The sequence below is a fragment of the Pseudarthrobacter sp. 01T43 genome, assembly GCF_056398665.1.
In genome coordinates, this window is sequence record NZ_JBFTPV010000002.1 from 379,103 (window position 1) to 396,682 (window position 17,580).

19 protein-coding genes are annotated in these 17,580 nt (G+C 65.4%); 11 read left to right on the top strand and 8 right to left on the bottom strand.

What is annotated here, in order from left to right; all coding sequences use genetic code 11:
* The first annotated feature begins 112 nt into the window (after positions 1-112).
* Together AC1DIM_RS03385 and pepN are read left to right on the top strand one after the other, a co-directional pair.
* Entirely contained in the window at positions 113-1,111 is a 999-nt protein-coding gene (locus tag AC1DIM_RS03385) for a YeiH family protein (RefSeq protein WP_477709112.1), read from the top strand.
* A gap of 66 nt (positions 1,112-1,177) precedes the next feature.
* Positions 1,178-3,808 carry an aminopeptidase N gene (pepN, locus tag AC1DIM_RS03390; RefSeq protein WP_477709073.1) on the top strand — a complete coding sequence of 877 codons (2,631 nt, stop codon included), beginning with the start codon at positions 1,178-1,180 and terminating at the stop codon, positions 3,806-3,808.
* A gap of 50 nt (positions 3,809-3,858) precedes the next feature.
* On the opposite strand, the gene AC1DIM_RS03395 is transcribed toward pepN, so the two are convergent.
* The 5 genes from AC1DIM_RS03395 to AC1DIM_RS03415 form a co-directional block, all read right to left on the bottom strand.
* Positions 3,859-4,950: a lipoate--protein ligase family protein gene (locus AC1DIM_RS03395; RefSeq protein WP_477709074.1), complete on the bottom strand. Its 1,092-nt coding sequence runs from the start codon at positions 4,948-4,950 to the stop codon at positions 3,859-3,861.
* A 97-nt stretch (positions 4,951-5,047) separates the two neighbouring features.
* Positions 5,048-5,305: a type B 50S ribosomal protein L31 gene (locus AC1DIM_RS03400; protein WP_024365679.1), complete on the bottom strand. Its 258-nt coding sequence runs from the start codon at positions 5,303-5,305 to the stop codon at positions 5,048-5,050.
* 136 nt (positions 5,306-5,441) lie between these two features.
* A complete protein-coding gene (locus tag AC1DIM_RS03405) occupies positions 5,442-6,266 on the bottom strand; it encodes a TrmH family RNA methyltransferase (protein ID WP_477709075.1) in 825 nt (274 codons plus the stop codon).
* A gap of 7 nt (positions 6,267-6,273) precedes the next feature.
* Complete coding sequence (locus AC1DIM_RS03410; RefSeq protein ID WP_477709076.1) at positions 6,274-7,059, bottom strand: sulfite exporter TauE/SafE family protein; 786 nt, start codon at positions 7,057-7,059, stop codon at positions 6,274-6,276.
* Positions 7,060-7,074: 15 nt separating this feature from the next.
* Positions 7,075-7,860: an ABC transporter ATP-binding protein gene (locus AC1DIM_RS03415; RefSeq protein ID WP_477709077.1), complete on the bottom strand. Its 786-nt coding sequence runs from the start codon at positions 7,858-7,860 to the stop codon at positions 7,075-7,077.
* A 154-nt stretch (positions 7,861-8,014) separates the two neighbouring features.
* On the opposite strand from AC1DIM_RS03415, the gene serB reads away from it, so the two are divergent.
* Positions 8,015-8,908 (top strand): phosphoserine phosphatase SerB, encoded by an 894-nt coding sequence (gene serB / locus AC1DIM_RS03420; protein WP_477709078.1) that lies wholly within the window; start codon positions 8,015-8,017, stop codon positions 8,906-8,908.
* A gap of 83 nt (positions 8,909-8,991) precedes the next feature.
* Here the strand turns inward: serB and AC1DIM_RS03425 are convergent, their stop codons facing one another.
* Both AC1DIM_RS03425 and fabG read right to left on the bottom strand, forming a co-directional pair.
* On the bottom strand, positions 8,992-9,744 hold the full coding sequence (locus AC1DIM_RS03425) for an SDR family oxidoreductase (RefSeq protein ID WP_477709079.1): 753 nt from the start codon (positions 9,742-9,744) through the stop codon (positions 8,992-8,994).
* Positions 9,745-9,885: 141 nt separating this feature from the next.
* Positions 9,886-10,608: a 3-oxoacyl-ACP reductase FabG gene (gene fabG, locus AC1DIM_RS03430; protein ID WP_477709080.1), complete on the bottom strand. Its 723-nt coding sequence runs from the start codon at positions 10,606-10,608 to the stop codon at positions 9,886-9,888.
* A 143-nt stretch (positions 10,609-10,751) separates the two neighbouring features.
* Here fabG and AC1DIM_RS03435 point away from each other — a divergent pair, with 143 nt between their 5' ends.
* From AC1DIM_RS03435 to map, 5 genes are all read left to right on the top strand, one after another.
* Positions 10,752-11,189 (top strand): DUF3099 domain-containing protein, encoded by a 438-nt coding sequence (locus tag AC1DIM_RS03435; RefSeq protein ID WP_477709081.1) that lies wholly within the window; start codon positions 10,752-10,754, stop codon positions 11,187-11,189.
* Positions 11,186-11,461, top strand: coding sequence for a hypothetical protein (locus AC1DIM_RS03440; protein ID WP_477709082.1), 276 nt, complete (start codon positions 11,186-11,188; stop codon positions 11,459-11,461). The genes AC1DIM_RS03435 and AC1DIM_RS03440 overlap by 4 nt, the downstream gene beginning before the upstream one ends.
* Positions 11,462-12,349 (top strand): SURF1 family cytochrome oxidase biogenesis protein, encoded by an 888-nt coding sequence (locus tag AC1DIM_RS03445; RefSeq protein WP_477709083.1) that lies wholly within the window; start codon positions 11,462-11,464, stop codon positions 12,347-12,349.
* 3 nt (positions 12,350-12,352) lie between these two features.
* A complete protein-coding gene (locus AC1DIM_RS03450) occupies positions 12,353-12,832 on the top strand; it encodes a YbaK/EbsC family protein (RefSeq protein ID WP_477709084.1) in 480 nt (159 codons plus the stop codon).
* A gap of 67 nt (positions 12,833-12,899) precedes the next feature.
* Entirely contained in the window at positions 12,900-13,673 is a 774-nt protein-coding gene (gene map, locus AC1DIM_RS03455; protein WP_477709085.1) for a type I methionyl aminopeptidase, read from the top strand.
* Here the strand turns inward: map and AC1DIM_RS03460 are convergent.
* Positions 13,670-15,268 carry an ABC-F family ATP-binding cassette domain-containing protein gene (locus tag AC1DIM_RS03460; RefSeq protein WP_477709086.1) on the bottom strand — a complete coding sequence of 533 codons (1,599 nt, stop codon included), beginning with the start codon at positions 15,266-15,268 and terminating at the stop codon, positions 13,670-13,672. The genes map and AC1DIM_RS03460 overlap by 4 nt on opposite strands.
* Positions 15,269-15,540: 272 nt before the next feature.
* On the opposite strand from AC1DIM_RS03460, the gene AC1DIM_RS03465 reads away from it, so the two are divergent.
* Genes AC1DIM_RS03465 through AC1DIM_RS03475 form a run of 3 tightly spaced genes read left to right on the top strand, consistent with a single transcriptional unit; the run spans position 15,541 to position 17,513 of the window.
* The gene (locus AC1DIM_RS03465) at positions 15,541-16,170 is read left to right on the top strand and encodes a biotin transporter BioY (RefSeq protein WP_477709087.1); all 630 of its coding nucleotides are present in this window, start codon (positions 15,541-15,543) and stop codon (positions 16,168-16,170) included.
* A 6-nt stretch (positions 16,171-16,176) separates the two neighbouring features.
* The gene (locus tag AC1DIM_RS03470) at positions 16,177-16,893 is read left to right on the top strand and encodes an energy-coupling factor ABC transporter ATP-binding protein (protein WP_477709088.1); all 717 of its coding nucleotides are present in this window, start codon (positions 16,177-16,179) and stop codon (positions 16,891-16,893) included.
* Positions 16,890-17,513, top strand: a complete 624-nt coding sequence (locus AC1DIM_RS03475; protein ID WP_477709089.1) for an energy-coupling factor transporter transmembrane component T family protein — start codon at positions 16,890-16,892, stop codon at positions 17,511-17,513. Before AC1DIM_RS03470 ends, AC1DIM_RS03475 begins: the two co-directional genes overlap by 4 nt.
* The last annotated feature ends 67 nt before the right edge of the window (positions 17,514-17,580 follow it).

Sequence of the window (17,580 nt, forward strand, 5' to 3'; positions counted from 1 at the left end):
TTCGTTGAATACGCGCGACATCCGGCAAGGTAGGTGAGTGCCAGAGAAGACTAACAAAGGTAGCTCCGGAAGCGGAGGGAACGGTGACCGGCGGGGAGGACCCCTTGGCTGGCTGCCGCGGGATGCCGGCAGGCTCGCTCCGGGACTCCTGACAGCGACCCTCGCCCTGGCCGGCGCTTTTGCCGTGCATGCCATGGTGCCCGCATTGCCCGCGATGACGGTTGCGGTGGCCCTGGGGCTGCTCGCCGCCAACCTGCCCGGCACTGCTGTCTGGATCGCGGGCCGGGCAAGGCCGGGCCTGGACTTCGCCGGAAAGCACCTCATGAGGGGCGGAATCATCCTGCTCGGACTGAAGGTCAGCATCATGGACATCCTGGACCTGGGCTGGCTGGCTATGGTCCTGATAACCGGAGTGGTGCTGCTGGCGTTCGCCGGCACCTATTTCCTGGTGCGGCTCTTCGGGTTGCCCCGTGAGACCGCTCTGCTGGTGGCTACCGGCTTTTCGATCTGCGGGGCATCCGCCATTGGAGCCATGGCAGCGGTGCGCCGCATCCGGCATGTGGATACCGTCCTGCCCGTGGCGCTGGTGACGCTGTGCGGCACCTTGGCCATCGGCCTGCTGCCGCTGTTGATGCACCCCCTGCAACTGAGCCCCCTGGCTTTCGGAGCCTGGACCGGTGCGTCCGTGCACGACGTCGGCCAGGTGGTGGCCACGGCGCAGACTGCGGGCACAGCGGCGCTGGGGATCGCCGTCGTCGTCAAACTCACGCGCGTGCTGCTGCTGGCACCGATGGTGGCGATAGCGGGCCTGCACCACCGCGCCGGAACGGCCGCCCGGCAGCACGCCCTGCCGCCAGTGATCCCCCTGTTTGTGCTGGGGTTTGTGGCCATGGTGGCGCTCCGGTCCACGGGGTGGCTGCCTGGCGGAGTGCTCGACGCCGGCGCCGGGCTCCAGGACATCCTGCTGGGAGCCGCGCTGTTCGGACTTGGCTCCGCGGTTCGGATCCGCACCCTCCTGCACACCGGAGCCCGGGCGCTGCTCGCTGCGCTCGCGGCGTGGCTCCTGATCGCCCTGTTGGGCCTGGCAGCCGCGCTACTCATCACGGCCTAGCCTTGCACCTGGCCGCCAGCCCGCCGTCGTGATTCCCGGCGCGGTCCCCCGTGATTAGATAGCTGGGTGTCACATGAAAATCTGCAGCGCAGCGAAGCCGCGACCCGTTCAGCCCTGATCACCACGCATAGCTACGACGTCTCATTGGACGTGCGGCAAGCCGCGGATCCGGACGTGGCAGCGTACGTGAGCCGCAGCGTCATCAATTTCTCCGCCGCGGATCCGGGGCAAGGGCCAACAGCGTCAACATTTCTGGATTTCATCTCCGGCGAGGTTCACAGCGTGATCCTCAACGGAAGGGCCCTGCCGGTGGCCGACATTGTGGAGGGTTCCCGCATCCGGCTGGACAACCTCCAGGCAGAGAATCAGGTGACGGTCACGGGGACGGCCCTGTACAGCCGGTCAGGCGAGGGCATGCACCGTTTTGTGGATCCCGCGGACGGCCAGTGCTACCTCTATACACAGTACGAACCTGCCGATGCACGCCGAGTGTTCGCCAACTTCGAGCAGCCGGACCTCAAGGCCGAATTTACTTTCCACGTGATGGCCCCGTCAGGCTGGGTAGTTGCCTCCAACGGCGTGGAAGCCGCCCGCACCCCGCTGACGAGCGATCCGGACACCAGCCGCTGGGACTTCGCCGCCACCAGGCCGATGTCCACCTACATCACCACCATCCTCGCCGGCCCCTACTTCAAGGCCGAGGACCACTGGAGCGCGACGCTCGACGACGGCACCCGGCTGGAGGTGCCGCTGGCCCTTTACTGCCGCGCATCCATGGCGAAATCCTTCGACACTGCTGAGCTGTTTGGCCTCACCAAGAGCGGGCTGGAGTTCTTCAACACGCTGTTCGGCTTCCCCTACCCGTGGGGCAAGTACGATCAGGCTTTTGTGCCCGAATACAACCTTGGCGCCATGGAAAACCCCGGCCTGGTCACCTTCACCGAAAGTTATGTGTTCACCTCCCGGGCCACGGATGCCCAGTACCAGGCGCGCGCAAACACGCTGATGCACGAAATGGCGCACATGTGGTTCGGGGACCTGGTCACCATGCAGTGGTGGGATGATCTCTGGCTCAAGGAGTCGTTCGCCGACTACATGGGCACCCTGGGTGTGGACCGGGCCACAAGCTGGGAAACCGCGTGGGTGAACTTCGCGAACAAGCGCAAGTCCTGGGCGTACGTCCAGGACCAGCTGCCCACGACCCACCCCATCGTTGCCGATATCCCGGACCTTGAGGCCGCCAAACAGAACTTCGACGGCATCACGTACGCCAAGGGCGCGTCGGTGCTCAAGCAGCTCGTGGCGTATGTCGGGTTCGATGCCTTCATCGCCGGCTCACGGCAGTACTTCCGCGACCATGCTTATGGCAACACCACTCTGGCCGACCTCCTGTCCGCCCTGAGCGCGGCTTCGGGCCGGGACCTGGCAGGCTGGGCAGCGCAATGGCTGCAGACTTCCGGCATCCCGACGCTCTCACTGGACATAACAGCCGACGACGGCGTCCTCGGCAGTGCGGCAATCGTCCAGGACGCGCTGGATCCTGTCACCGGACGGGAAGAACTGCGCCCGCACCGGCTCCGCGTGGGCCTGTACAACTTCGACGACGGCGGTGCCCTGGTCCGGACGGGCGGTGTTGAGACGGACGCGGCAGGCCGCAGGACCGAGGTTCCAGACCTGGCCGGCCAGCGCCGGCCTGCGCTGCTGCTGCTCAACGACGAGGACCTGACCTATGCCAAGGTCCGGCTCGACCCGGTTTCTGAAGCCACGGTGCTCGCATCCCTGGACCGGATCACCGACCCAATGGCCCGGGCCCTGTGCTGGACCGCCCTATGGAACTCTGCCCGCGACGCGGAAAGCCCCGCCACCCGCTACGTGCACGCGGTCACTGCTTTCGGACCGTCCGAGACCGGGATCGGCGTGTTGCTGAACATCCTCGAGAACGCCGAGACCGCCGTCGAACGCTACACCCCGGCGACTGAACGCGACGCCCTTCGCCGGGACTTCCTGACGGCTGCGGCCCGCCAGCTGGAGCTGGCCGCGCCCGGCTCGGACCACCAGCTTGGATGGGCCAGGACGGTGGCTGCCGTCAGCCGCCGCGACAGCGCACTCCTGCCGCGGCTCAGAGGTCTCTTGGAGGGAACTGTCCAGGTGGATGGACTCGCGGTGGACGCGGAGCTGCGCTGGAACATCTGGCGTGCCCTGGCTGCCCACGGACAGGCGACTGTCGAGGAGCTGGACGCCGAGCTGGCGCGGGACTCCACAGCTTCAGGCCGTGCAGGCCGCGCCACCGCACTCGCCGCCCGGCCGGCCGCCGACGTCAAGGCGGCCGCCTGGCAAGACGCCGTCCACGGGACGGCGCTGTCCAACCAACTCCTCAGCGCCACCATCACCGGCTTCACCACTGCGCCCGCAGCACTGCTGGAACCTTATGTGGAGCCGTATTTCGATTGCCTCCTCGAGGTCTGGGAAAACCGGAGCATAGAGATCGCCAGCCGCATTGTGCGGAACCTGTATCCGTCGGCGCAGGACCTTCCGGCCGGCACCCGGCCGGAGCAGCACCAGTTGGTGCAGCGCACTGACACCTGGCTGGCGGCCAACGCCGATGCACCCCGCGCCCTGCGCCGGATCATCGTGGAACAGCGAAGCCATCTGCTGCGCGCCCTCACCGCCCAAGCTACTCCATCGATTGCTCCGTAAACGCCGTTTTCCAGGCTCAAAAGGGCGGGTACGGAGCAACGGATGAGTGTCTAGGGGACGCGGTGCAGCCACTCCTCGGTGCCGAACTTGGTGGCCACCCGTTCGCGGGCGGCAGCCAGTTCGGCGCTGGTCAGTTCCGACGGAGTGCCTGAGTACCGCTCGGTAAAGACTTCCATCATGGCTGCGATGATCTCGGTGCGTGCCAGCCCGGTCTGCCGCCGGAGCGGGTCCACGCGTTTTTTGGCGCTGCGGGTGCCCTTGTCCGAGAGCTTTTCCTTGCCGATGCGCAGGACCTCAACCATTTTGTCGGCGTCGATGTCGTAGCTCATGGTGACGTGATGCAGCATGCCTCCGTTGGCCAGACGTTTCTGGGCGGCGCCGCCGATCTTACCCTGGTGGGTGGCGATGTCGTTCAGGGGGACATAAAAGGCGTTGATGCCGAGCTTCTCCAGGGCGGCCATCACCCAGGCGTCCAGGAACGCGTAGGAGTCGGCGAAGCTGATCCCGTCCACGAGCGTCTGGGGCACGTAGAGGGAGTAGGTGATGCAGTTGCCGGCCTCCATAAACATCGCTCCCCCGCCGCTGATCCGGCGCACCACGCTGATGCCATGCCGGGCGACGCCGTCGGGGTGCAGTTCATTCCGCACCGACTGGAAACTGCCGATTACCACGGACGGTTCCTCCCAGTCCCAGAACCGGAGGGTGGGGTTGCGGCGGCCGGAGCCCACTTCTTCGGTCAGGACCTCGTCCAGGGCAACGTTGACGTGGGTGGGCAGCACAGTGGGCGCGATGACGTCCCAGTGGTGGTCGGACCAGGAGGTTGCGCGTGCGAGGGCCCGGCGGACAGTGATGGCCACGGCGTTGGCCGAGAAGCCGAACAGGACTGCGTCGGGCGGCAGCGAACCGGTGACGGCCGCGGACAGGTCTGCTGCCGTCGTGCTCTCCGGGAGGCCGCTGAGGGACCGGTTGATGGCCGGCAGGGCTTCATCCGGTTCCAGGAAGAAGTCGCCGCTGAGGGAGACGTCTGAGAGGGCCCCGTCCACTACGTCGAAGTCCACCACCACAAGTTTGCCGCCGGGGACTTTGTACTCGCCGTGGTGGCTGCGGGGACGGTCTTCGGGCGCAGATGGTGTGGCAGTCATGCCCTCCATCCTCCCCCACGCCCAAGGCTCCCGGAAACAACAAAGCCCGCACCGTTGCCGGTGCGGGCTTTGCCTGAAGAACTTTGGAGGAAGTGAACTACTTCTTGCCGCCGAAGCCCTTGAAGCGAGCGTTGAAGCGCTCGACGCGGCCGGCAGAGTCCATGATGCGCTGCTTGCCCGTGTAGAACGGGTGGGACTCGGAGGAGATTTCGACGTCGATGACCGGGTAGGTGTTTCCGTCTTCCCACTCGATGGTCTTCTTGGAAGACACGGTGGACTTGGTCAGGAACTTGACGCCGGAAGCCAGGTCGTTGAAAACAACAGCTTCGTACTTCGGGTGTGTATCAGACTTCATCATGGGGCCTTTGTTCGCACAACTGGATTTTGCCAGCCGCAGGTATGAATGGGATGGCTGGTGCCCGCATCATTGCCGCGAGACTGAAAGGCGCGAGGCAGAAAGAGCAGGACAGCCAGCTATTAACAATAGCGGATCAGCGCGGACCCTGCGAACTCCGCGGCCGGAGCTCCCAGAACGCCACGGCCGAGGCGGCTGCAACGTTCAGGGAGTCCACACCCGTGCGCATGGGGATCTTCACGGCGAGATCGACGGTGGCCAGTGTTTCTGCGCTCATCCCGGCACCCTCCGTGCCGAGCACCAGGGCAAGCCGGTCAGGGTTGCGGGCGGCGAGGTTGTCGACGTCCACGGCGTCCCCGGTCAGTTCCAAGGCGGCCACGGTGAAGCCATTCTGCTTCAGGACCGAGATGTCCTGCGGCCAGGACTCCAGCCGCGCCCACGGAACCTGGAAGACGGTGCCCATGCTGACCCGGACGCTGCGGCGGTAGAGCGGATCACCACAATGCGGCGAAATCAGGACGGCATCGACGTCCAGTGCGGCGGCGGAGCGGAAGATGGCACCGACGTTGGTGTGGTCCACGATGTCTTCCAGGACCGCCACCCGGCGCGCGTCCGCAAGCAGTTCGTGGAGCGGCACCGGTGCCGGCCGCTGCATCGCGGCCATGGCTCCGCGGTGCAGGTGGAATCCGGTGATCTCTTCGAGCAGGGCCGCGCTGCCGATGAAGGCCGGTACGTCGGGGTAGGCGCCCAGGACATCCTGCAGGTCTGCAAGCCATTTCTCGGCCAGGAAAAACGACCTCGGCCGGTGGCCGGCAGCCAGCGCACGGCGCAGGACCCGTGACGATTCGGCGATGTACATGCCTTCGGCCGGCTCACGCAGTTTGCGCAGGTGGACGTCCGTCAACTGGGTGTAGTCGGACACACGGGGATCCGCGGCGGATTCAAGATAGTGGATTGTCACCGGCTGATTATTTCAGCAGATTGGCGATCATAAATCCCAGTGCCACCAGGCCGAGCGCGAAGATCACGCCGCGCAGGACTGGAGGGGACAGCCGGCGGCCCACCTTGGAACCGATGAGGCCGCCGATCAGCGAGCTGACGGCGATGATGGCCACCACCGTCCAGTTGATGCGCCCGAACGCGAACAGCAGGTAGGAGGCCGCGGCCACAATGTTGACGCCAAGGACCAGGATGTTCTTCATGGCGTTGGCGTTCTGGATGGTTCCCGTCATGAAGACGCCCAGGATGCCCACCAGCAGGATGCCCTGCGCGGCTACGAAGTAGCCGCCGTAGACGCCGGCGAGGTACACGAGCACGATCAACAGCACGCCGTGGTTCTTGTCCCTGAGGGCATGCTCGGGGTTTTCCTCCCGGGCCCGTACCCACTGCTGGAGCCGGGGCTGGAAGACCACCATCAGCAGGGCCAGCACAATCAGAACCGGAGCGGCAATAAAGAACACCGTTTCCGGGAGGTGCAGCAGCAGCCAGGCGCCGCTGATACCGCCGAGCAGCGAGGCCGGCAGAAGCCGGAGTAGCTGCTGGCCCCGGCCCTTGAGTTCCTTCCGGTATCCCCACGCACCGGCCGCGTTGCCAGCCACCAGCCCCATGGCGTTACTGATGGAGGCCGTCACCGGCGTTATGCCCAGGGCGATGAGGACAGGAAAGGTGACCAGGGTCCCGGAACCGACAACGGCGTTGATGGTGCCGGCCCACAGGCCGGCAAAAAACACAAGGATGCTGCTGAGAAGCTCCACCTGAACGGGACCGCGCTAGCGGCGGGCAGTGGCCGTGTACCGGCCGGCGTTTTCAGTGACGTCCAGGGACAGCCCGAACGTGTTGCTGAGGTGCTCGTCAGTGAGTACCTCCTTGATGGGGCCGGCGGCGACAACGCCGCCGTCGCGCAGCAGCATGGCGTGCGTGAACCCTGGCGGAACCTCCTCCAGGTGGTGCGTCACCAGGACCATGGCCGGGGACCCCTCATCGCTGGCGAGCTCGCCAAGCTTGTGAACGAGTTCCTCGCGGCCGCCAAGATCAAGTCCGGCGGCGGGCTCATCAAGAAGGAGCAGTTCAGGGTCCGTCATAAGGGCACGGGCAATCTGGACCCGCTTGCGCTCGCCTTCGGACAGTGTGGCAAAGGTCCGGTTCAGCAGCGGGCCCATGCCCCAGTCATTCAGCAGACGAAAGGCGCGACGCTCGTCCGGCCGTTCGTACCCCTCACGCCAGCGGCCGGTCACGCCGTAGGCTGCGGTGACAACAACGTTCAGGACGTTCTCAGACTCCGGAATCTGGCTGGCCAGTGCCGCTGATGAGAGGCCAATCCGGGGACGGAGTTCGAAAACATCCACACGACCCATGGTTTCGTCCAGAATCCCTGCCGTTCCGCTGCTGGGGTGAAGCCGTGCAGCCGCGACCTGCAGGAGAGTGGTCTTGCCGGCGCCATTGGGTCCCAGGATGACCCAGCGTTCCCCCTCATTGACCTGCCAGTCCACCTTGTCCAATAGGGTCTTTTTGCCTCGGACAACGCTGACGGAAGCCATTTCAAGAACATCACTCATAGGAGTAGACACTAGGACAAAACGGGGGCGGACTGATAACTGATACTCCGCCGGCGGCGTGCGGTTGGACCTGCCATGACGCCCCGCGTACGTCATATGTGTGGGTCACGCCACGAATTCGGGCCCCTGTGCCGCGCTGGCTAAGATTGACGCCATGACTCCGAACGTGACTGCGGTCAGCTATGGCCCCAAACTAACTGACGCCGAGCTCGAGCGGCTGCGCTCCCTGTGGGCCGGAAACGGTGCCACGATCGAGTCAGAATCGCGGAGCGGGGACCACAGGTTCGAGGTCCTCACAGCCGGGCTCGCCGTTGCCAACGGAACAGCAGCCGGTATCGCCGCCTTCCGCCGGGCCGTAGCAGCTGCCGCCCAGGCCGGGTTGGACACGGCCATCGTTCCCACCGGCCTCCGCGACGCTCCACGGAAGTTCCTGATCATGGACGTGGATTCAACTCTGATCCAGCAGGAAGTCATTGAACTCCTGGCCGCCTACGCCGGCAAGCGCGAGGAAGTGGCCGCCGTCACCGAAGCCGCCATGCGCGGGGAACTGGACTTCGCGCAAAGCCTCCACGCGCGGGTGGCAGTGCTTGCGGGGTTGCCTGCCGCCGTCGTCGAGTCTGTCCGGGCCGAAGTGAAGCTGAGTGAAGGCGCCGCCGAACTCGTGGCCGCGTTCAAGGCCGCAGGCCACGTGGTGGCCGTGGTTTCCGGCGGTTTCAACCAGATCCTGCGTCCCATCGCCGAGGAACTCGGCCTGGACTACTGGATCGCCAACGAGTTGGAGATTGTGGACGGCGCCCTGACCGGCAAGGTGCTCGGGGCCGTGATCGACAGGGCCGCAAAAGAGAAGTACCTGCGCGAATGGGCCGCGGCCGAAGGAATAGCCATGGAGCACACCATTGCAGTGGGCGACGGCGCCAATGACCTCGACATGCTCGGGGCCGCCGGGATCGGGGTAGCGTTCAACGCCAAACCGGCAGTCAGGGCCGTGGCGGACTCCGCCATCAACATGCCGTACCTGGACGCSGTCCGGCACATCGCCGGCGTCTGATAGGAGACGCGTAAACGACGAAACAGCAGTTCGCGGCAGTGTTTTCGAAAGGCACTGCCGCTAACTGCTGTTTCGCTTGGACGTTAGTTGGCGCTCTTGCCGAAGTAGTCTGCGCCGCCGGCGTACTCCGTGTGGCCGGACTCGACGTCGGCGGTGGCCATGCCGGCCACTACCTCAGCGAACTCCTCCACCGAGTAGAGCTTGCCGGCCTCGGCGCGGCGGGCTTCGATGGCGCCTGGCGTGGCGCGGTCCAGCAGGGTGGCCGTGACGGTGCCTTCGATCATGTCGCCCGAGACAACCACCAGGGAGATGCCCTTTTCGGACAGGTTCGGCACGAGTTCACGCAATGCGTCCTCGCCGGCGCGCTTGCTGCGGGCTACGGGCTCGTACGACGGCATGGTGGGCACAGTGTTGATGAAGTGCGCCTGGTGGCTGGTCACAAAGACCACCCGGGCCCCTTCCTTCATCAGCGGCACGGCAGCGTTGAGCATGTTGACCTGCGCGTCCCGGTTGAGCTTGAGCGCGTAGTCCTCCTCCATGCCGGACTCCATGCCGCCGGAGGCGTTCAGTACCAGCACGTCCAGCGAGCCGAAGTTCTCCATGGCTGCGCTGGCCAGGGCCTGGACGCCTTCCAAGGTGGTCAGGTCCGCCCCCACCGCGACGGCACGGCCGCCGGCAGCTTCAATACCCGCTACGACTTTGTTGGCGCGCGGCGCCTTCTGGCGGTAATTAACGACGACGGCGGCGCCCTCGCCGGCCAGGATCTTCGCCACTTCGGCGCCGATCCCGCGGGAGGATCCGGTCACGATGGCTGTCTTGTTGTCCAGCAGTCCCACAAGGGCTCCTTTTGTTTGATACGTCTAAATCGCTTGGGGTCTGCAGTCCATCATGCCAGCGCCGGTCCCGTGTTCGCTTGTGCGACCTCCACAAAGATGCAGGGTCCGGCTAGTTTGGCACGTGCCTTCTGTTGGCCTGGGCTAGTGGCCCATTCCGAGGCCGCCGTCGACCGGAATGACGGCACCGGAGATGTAGGCTGCTTCGTCGCTGGCGACCCAGCGGACCACGTTGGCTACCTCGGAGGCTTCGGCGAAACGCCCGGCCGGGATGCTGGAAAGGTAGTCCTTTTGGGTGGCTTCCGGAAGCTCTGCCGTCATGTCCGTGTTGATGAAGCCGGGCGCGACGACGTTGGCCGTGATGCCGCGGGAGCCAAGTTCCCGGGTCAGGGAGCGGGCTACGCCCACGAGCCCGGCCTTTGAGGCGGAGTAGTTGATCTGGCCGGGGGCACCATACAGACCGGAAACGGAGGAAATCAGGACCACGCGTCCCTTCCGCATCCGGATCATGCCCTTGGACGCCCGCTTGATGACGCGGAATGCGCCCGTGAGGTTGGTGTCAATCACGGAGGTGAAGTCGTTCTCGCTCATCCGCAGCAGAAGAGTGTCCTTGGTRATCCCGGCGTTCGCCACCAGGACCTCCACCGGACCGTGGGCCGCCTCCACCTCTGTGAAGGCCGCGTCCACGGATGCTTCATCGGTGACATCGGCCTTTACGCCCAGGATTCCTGCCGGCAGCTGGGATTCGCTCCGGTAGGTCACCGCCACCTTGTCGCCGTTGGCCAGGAAGGCTTCAGCGATGGCCAGCCCGATGCCGCGGTTGCCTCCGGTGATCAGGACGCTGCGGGCGGTGGTGGCTTCAGACATGGGACGCTCCGGGATTCTGCGGCAGGAAGCACCGCTGTAGAAACGGGTGGGATTTTTACTGCCTCCGATCTTAGCCTCCGTTTGGGTGCTTCTGCCGATAGTGGGAGAATGGAGGCAAGCCTTTGGAGCGTGATTAAACAGCCGTGACCCCTGAAAACAATGCTGGACAGTTCGTGCCCGGAAACCCGCCGCGGTTCTCCGGCGATACTGCAGTCCACAGCATTACGGACGCCGCCACAGCGCACTCCGAGGACATGCACCGGCGCATGATGAAGTACGCGCTGGCCATGGGTGTCCGTATGGTTTGCCTCATCCTCATTTTTGTGGTGGACGGCTGGTTCAAGCTCGTGATGGTGGCCGGCGCGGTATTCCTCCCTTGGATTGCGGTGGTCATTGCCAACGGCAGCGACAAAGCAGAAGTCCACAGCGACTCGCTTCTCGACTACGCTCCTCTTGCGGAGCTGGAAAGCCCTGTTTGGCAGCCGGAGCGGGAAGAAAATCCGTCGGCTGTGCTCAAGGGCGAAGTTATTGATGATGACGACGACGAACCAACGCATGGACAGGAACGGCGCGCTTCATGAACATTTTCGACCTGGCCGCAGGGACCGCCGGTCCCCCGCCGGCCATAGCTGCCATGTGTTCCCGGAAGGCATGCCGCTCGGAAGCCTCGTGGCAGCTGCTGTGGAACAATCCCAAGATCCATACGCMGGAGCGCCGGAAGATTTGGTTGGCCTGCTCGGAGCACCGCGACTGGCTGGAGGACTACCTGCAGGCCCGTGGGCTGTGGAAGCAGACCGTTGTGCTGGCTTCGGGGCAAGAATCCGGCCAGTCGCCAGTGGGGCAGGACGGCTGAATGTACCGCTTTCTCTTTTCCAGCAAGTGGATGGGTTACCTCCTGCTGGCCGCCATCTTTGCCACCGCCTGTGTGTTCCTGGGCCGGTGGCAGATGGACCGCCGCGCCGAGACCCTTGCCGAGATCAACCGGGTCCTCACCAATTATTCGGCCACGCCCATCTCCTTCGACCAGGCCAGGAAGGAATTTTCCGAACTGGACCCCGCCAAGGAATGGACGCAGGTGGAGCTCAAGGGCACCTACGACGTCAATGGAGAGCGGGTGGTCCGCAACCGTCCGTTGAACGGGCAGCCCGGGTACGAGGTTGTTGTCCCGTTCAAGCTCGAGTCCGGCCAGACCGTGGTGATTGACCGCGGCTGGCTGCCCATCGGCAACAAGAACCCGGGCAGCCCGGATTCCATCCCGGCACCCCCGTCCGGACCCGTGACAGCGGTTGTCCGGCTCAAGCATGGCGAGCCCCAACTGGACCGCGGCGCGCCTGAGGGCCAACTCGCCTCCATCGACCTGCCCACCTACGCGGACCAGTTGCCGTACCCCATACTCACCGGCGCTTACGGCCAGCTGGCGTCTGAATCGCCCGCTCCGGCGGACATGCCGTACCCGTTCCCGAAGCCGGCCACGGAAGAGGGTACGCACCTGTCCTATTCGCTGCAATGGTTCGCGTTCGGGGTGCTGATGTTCGTTGGTTTCGGCTACGCCGCCCGGCAGCAGGCGCGGAACGCAGCAATCGACGCCGAGGACGAGGAAGACGAGGACCTGCGCAATTCCGGCAGCCCGGTCCACTCCGCTGCCGCGGCAGCCCGGCGTCGTGCGCCGGTGGCCCGCAAACGCAAGCACGCCACGTCTGAAGAAGAGGAAGACGCCCTTCTGGACGCGCAGGGGTACTGAAACGTGGAGCCCCGGACAGCGCCCACGCCCGTGGCCAACGTCAAGCAGGCCCTGATCGCATCCGGCCTCCAGGACACCGTACGGGTCTTCGACACGAAGGTGCCAACCGCGGCTGCCGCGGCCACCGTCTTGGGCTGCGACGTTGCGGCGATCACCAACAGCCTGGTGTTCACGCTCGACGGCGCCCCGCTCCTGATTCTCGCCAGCGGCGCTGCCAGGGTGGACACCGCCCTGGTAGGCAGCCATCTGGGAAAGGGCCGAATTTGCCGCGCCACCCCTGAATTCGTCCTGGAACACACCGGGCAGGAAGTAGGCGGAGTGGCGCCAATCGGCCACCCGGCCAAGATCAAAACCCTCCTGGATGAGTCCCTGGCCGCCTATCCCGTCCTCTGGGCCGGAGCGGGAGACCACCATTCGATGTTCAGCATCACCTACAACGAGCTAAAACTCATCACTGCGGCCCAGGAACTGAGGGTGCGCTAGGTATATTGCAAGTCAGCTGCCGTTATTGGAAGCGGAGCTGCCGTTATTGGATACAGAAAGGTGCCGCATGATCGAGATCCTGAACCCCACCGAGGTTAGCCGGGCAAAGGAGACCGGGACCTTGGTTGCTGACATCCTGCAGACGTTGAAGGGGCGTGCCACGGTGGGCACCAACCTCCTGGACATCGACCGCTGGGCCAAGGACATCATCCTTGAGGCCGGCGCTGTCTCGTGTTACGTCGATTACGCGCCGTCCTTCGGACGCGGACCGTTCGGACACTACATCTGCACGGGCGTGAACGACGCCGTGCTCCATGGACTCCCCCACGACTACGCGCTTGCCGACGGCGACCTGCTGACACTTGACCTGGCCGTCTCCAAGGCGGGTGTTGCGGCAGATGCTGCCATCAGTTTCATCGTGGGCGATTCGATGCCTGCGGAGAGTGTGGCAATGATCAATGCGACCCAGCGCGCCTTGAGTGCCGGCATAGCGGCGGCCCGGCCGGGGGCCAGGATCGGCGACATCTCCTATGCCATCGGCTCCGTCCTCAGCGAGGCGGGGTACCCCGTCAACACCCAGTTCGGGGGTCACGGCATTGGATCAACCATGCACCAGGACCCGCACGTGCCCAACAGCGGACGTCCGGGCCGTGGGTATACGCTGCGCCCCGGGCTGCTGCTCGCACTGGAACCATGGGTCATGGCTGACACCGCTGAACTCGTCACCGACGCCGACGGGTGGACGCTCCGAAGCGCCACGGGCTGCCGGACAGCACACACTGAGCACACCATTGCCATCACCAACGACGGCGCAGAAATTCTTACGCTGCCCAGCGCCTAGGCCAGCGTGATCAGGTCCAGGTAGTCTTCGTTCCAGTGGTCTTCGACGCCGTCAGGCAACAGGACAACCCGCTCGGGGTTGAGGGCTTCCACTGCGCCTTCATCGTGGCTGACCAGGACGACGGCGCCGGAGTAGTTCCGCAACGCGCCGAGGATTTCGGCGCGGCTGGCCGGGTCCAGGTTGTTGGTGGGCTCATCGAGGAGGAGCACGTTGGCGCTCGATGCCACGATCGTGGCGAGGGCCAGGCGGGTCTTCTCACCACCGGAGAGCACACCGGCGGGCTTGTCCACGTCGTCGCCGGAGAACAGGAATGAGCCGAGGATTCCGCGGACCTCAGCGTCCTTCATGTCCGGGGCGGAGGAGCGCATGTTCTCCAGCACGGTCCGGTTCACGTCCAGGGTGTCGTGTTCCTGGGCGTAGTAGCCAACCTTCAGGCCGTGTCCGGCCACAACTTCACCGGTGTCGGGCTTGTCAACGCCGGCCAGCATCCGCAGAAGGGTCGTTTTGCCGGCGCCGTTGAGGCCCAGGATGACAACCTTGGAGCCGCGGTCAATCGCGAGGTCCACGTCCGTGAAGATCTCCAGCGAACCATACGACTTGCTGAGGCCTTCCGCAGTAAGGGGGGTCTTGCCGCAGGGCGATGGGTCGGGGAACCGCAGCGCGGCCACGCGGTCGTTCTCGCGGACCGCTTCGAGGCCGCTGAGCAGGCGCTCGGCACGCTTGGCCATGTTCTGCGCCGCGACAGCCTTGGTCGCCTTCGCGCGCATCTTGTTGGCCTGGTCGAACAGGACCTGCGCCTTCTTCTCCGCGTTGGCGCGTTCGCGCTTGCGGGCACGCTCGTCCGTTTCGCGCTGGGTGAGGTAGCGCTTCCAGTCCATGTTGTAGAAGTCGATCTGTGCGCGGTTGGCGTCGAGCAGGAAGACTTTATTGACGGTTGCTTCAAGGAGTTCGGTGTCGTGGCTGATCACGATCAGGCCGCCCTGATGGTTCTTAAGGAATTCACGCAGCCACGCGATGGAGTCCGCATCAAGGTGGTTGGTGGGCTCATCGAGGAGCATGGTCTCCGCGTCCGAGTAGAGGATACGGGCCAGTTCAACACGGCGGCGCTGGCCACCGGAGAGGGTCTTCAGCGGCTGGTTCAGGATACGGTCCGGCAGGGCCAGGTTGGAGCAGATCGCGGCAGCTTCAGCCTCGGCCGCGTAGCCGCCGGCCGCCAGGAATTCGGATTCCAGCCGGTCGTAGCGGTTCATGGCCTTKCGCTGGACGTCGGCATCTTCGCTGGCCATTTCGTCGTGCGCCTTGCGGAGCTTGCCGACGGCGACGTCCAGTCCCCTGGCCGCGAGGATGCGGTCGCGGGCGAGCTGCTCCATGTCCGGGGTGCGCGGGTCCTGCGGAAGGTAGCCGATCTCGCCCGTCCGAGTGACTTTGCCGGCCGCCGGCAGGCCTTCGCCGGCCAAGACCCGCGTGAGGGTGGTCTTGCCTGCTCCGTTACGGCCCACGAGGCCGATCTTGTCGCCCTTGTCGATGCGGAAGCTCACCTGGTCCATGAGGAGCCGGGCGCCGGCGCGCAGTTCAAGATCCTGGACAGTAATCACAGCAGGTAAGGCCTTTCACAACAGGGAAACGCCGCAGCTCTACGGATGGTGTCTGGAGCAGCCGGGCAGAATGGCCGGACAGAACGGCCTGTCCAAGTCTACCGGCCTCAGCTTCTCCCCATAACCGCCGGCGATCCCGGCCGACCTTTGTGCCCAGCCTTCAGACTGCCGGCGCCTCCTTAGTAGGTCCCCTACAAAATGGGGCCCGACGGCGGCCGGTAACGTCAGGATCATCCCCATGCTTCGCTTGTACAACCACGATAGGACTACCCATGAGCCAGACTGACACCGCCGTCACCGGCGCCGCCTCCCCCGCACGCAGCCGGTGGAACGCCACCGACCTCGGCCTGATCGCCGTGTTTGCTGCCCTCGTTGCCGGCGCCGCGCTGGTCCCGGGCATTTCGGCCAACGTCTTCGGCGTCCCCATCACTTTTCAGACCCTCGCGGTGATGCTCACCGGACTAATGCTTGGCCCCGCGCGTGGCTTCGCCGCCGTCGGCCTGTACACGCTGCTGGGGCTGGCAGGTCTGCCGATCTTTAGCCAGGGCCGCAGCGGTCTCGGCATCCTGGCCGGCCCGTCGGCGGGCTACATCATCGCATTCCCACTGGCCGCGGCGCTGGTGGGCTGGCTGGCTACCATCGTCATCCGCCGCACGTCACGGGCCCGCGCGCTGTGGTTTTTCCTCGCGGCAACGGTGACAAGCATCACCCTGGTGCATACCCTCGGCGTTTTGGGCATGGCAGTGAACTCGAAGGCGAGCATCGGCGACGCTTTCCTGGCCGACCTGGTCTTTTACCCCGGCGATATCATCAAGAACACCGTCGCCGCGGTCATAGCCGTTGCCCTGCACCGTGCATTCCCCGACCTGCTGATCCGCCGGGTCAAGCGGATCAGCGCCTAAGAAGCCATGGCATCCATCTCTTTCCAGCAGGCGTCGGTGGCCGTTGCCGTCGAGAGCAGCCCGGAGCCCAAGACGCTGCTGGCCGACGTCACGCTGGAGCTGACCGAACAGCGCATCGGCGTGATCGGAGCAAACGGGTCCGGGAAGTCCACCCTGCTCCGGCTGCTCAACGGCCTGGTCCAGCCCACGTCCGGAACAGTGACGGTGGACGGCGCCGATACCGTCCGGGCGGTGCGGGCCGTCCGCCGGCAGGTGGGGTTCGTCTTTACCGATCCGCTCTCGCAACTGGTGATGCCGACCGGCCGCGAGGATGTTGAACTGTCGCTGCGGCGGTCTGTCCGGAACGGTACTGAACGGCGGCGTCTCGCCGAGTCAGCCCTGGATCGGTTCGGGCTGCTGGGCCTCGCAGACCAGAGCATCTACGAGCTCTCCGGCGGCGAACGGCAGCTGACGGCACTGGCGGCCGTGCTGGCCGTGGACCCGTCGGTGCTGGTTCTCGATGAGCCGTCCACCCTGCTGGACCTGAGGAACCGCGAACTGCTCCGGCGCACCTTGTCCGGTCTCGGGCAGCAAGTCATCATGTCCACGCACGACCTTGACCTGGCCCTGGAAATGGACCGTGTGCTGGTGGTTGAGGCAGGGCGGGTCGTGTTCGACGGCGGCCCGGCGGCTGCCGTGGAAACGTACCGGGCGCTGTGCGCCACCGGGCTGGACGCTCTGTGAGAGGTCACGGTTTCCTGCTGGCCAACTACGTCCCCGGCACTTCGGTCATCCACCGGGCTCCGCTGGCACTGAAGTTCCTGCTGGTGGTGGGCTGCGGCCTGGCGTCGTTCCTGGTGGTGGACTGGCTGGTGTCCGCCGCGGTCCTCGCCGTGATGTGTGGGCTCTTCCTGCTGACGGGGGCAGGTCCGCGCCGGCTCCTCAGTGCCGTCCGGCCCCTGCTGGTGGTCCTCCTGGTCATCGGCCTGTTCCAGTGGTGGCAGCTCGGCGGACCCACAGCGGCCCGCATTGTCCTGAACATCCTGGTGTGCGTGGTGGCGGCGTCCTTGTTGACGGCCACCACCCCCATGCAGCGGCTCTTGGACGGAGTGGTGTCACTGGCTATGCCGTTCCGCCGCTTCGGTGCGGACCCTGAGCGCTTCGCCCTGACCATTGGCGTGATGCTGCGGAGCATCCCCTACATTGCCGGCGCGTTTGCGGACGTCCGGGATTCTGCCCGGGCCCGCGGGCTGGAACGAAATCCGCGGGCGCTCGTGCTGCCTGTTTTCATCACCACGGTGGCATACGCACGCCAGACCGGCGAGGCATTGGCGGCCCGGGGACTCGGCGAGGCGGAGGACTGACCGTCCCCCGCCGTCGAACGGTGACGTCTCGGCGCTCAGGCGGCTCCTTAGCGCTGGTACGTCACCC

What these genes read in the sequence shown, in the direction of transcription:
- AC1DIM_RS03395 (WP_477709074.1), bottom strand. Translation starts at nt 4,950, where the DNA reads ATGACTGCCACACCATCTGCGCCCGAAGACCGTCCCCGCAGCCACCAC.
- AC1DIM_RS03400 (WP_024365679.1), bottom strand. Translation starts at nt 5,305, where the DNA reads ATGAAGTCTGATACACACCCGAAGTACGAAGCTGTTGTTTTCAACGAC.
- AC1DIM_RS03415 (WP_477709077.1), bottom strand. Translation starts at nt 7,860, where the DNA reads ATGAGTGATGTTCTTGAAATGGCTTCCGTCAGCGTTGTCCGAGGCAAA.
- AC1DIM_RS03445 (WP_477709083.1), top strand. Translation starts at nt 11,462, where the DNA reads ATGTACCGCTTTCTCTTTTCCAGCAAGTGGATGGGTTACCTCCTGCTG.
- map (WP_477709085.1), top strand. Translation starts at nt 12,900, where the DNA reads ATGATCGAGATCCTGAACCCCACCGAGGTTAGCCGGGCAAAGGAGACC.
- AC1DIM_RS03465 (WP_477709087.1), top strand. Translation starts at nt 15,541, where the DNA reads ATGAGCCAGACTGACACCGCCGTCACCGGCGCCGCCTCCCCCGCACGC.
- AC1DIM_RS03470 (WP_477709088.1), top strand. Translation starts at nt 16,177, where the DNA reads ATGGCATCCATCTCTTTCCAGCAGGCGTCGGTGGCCGTTGCCGTCGAG.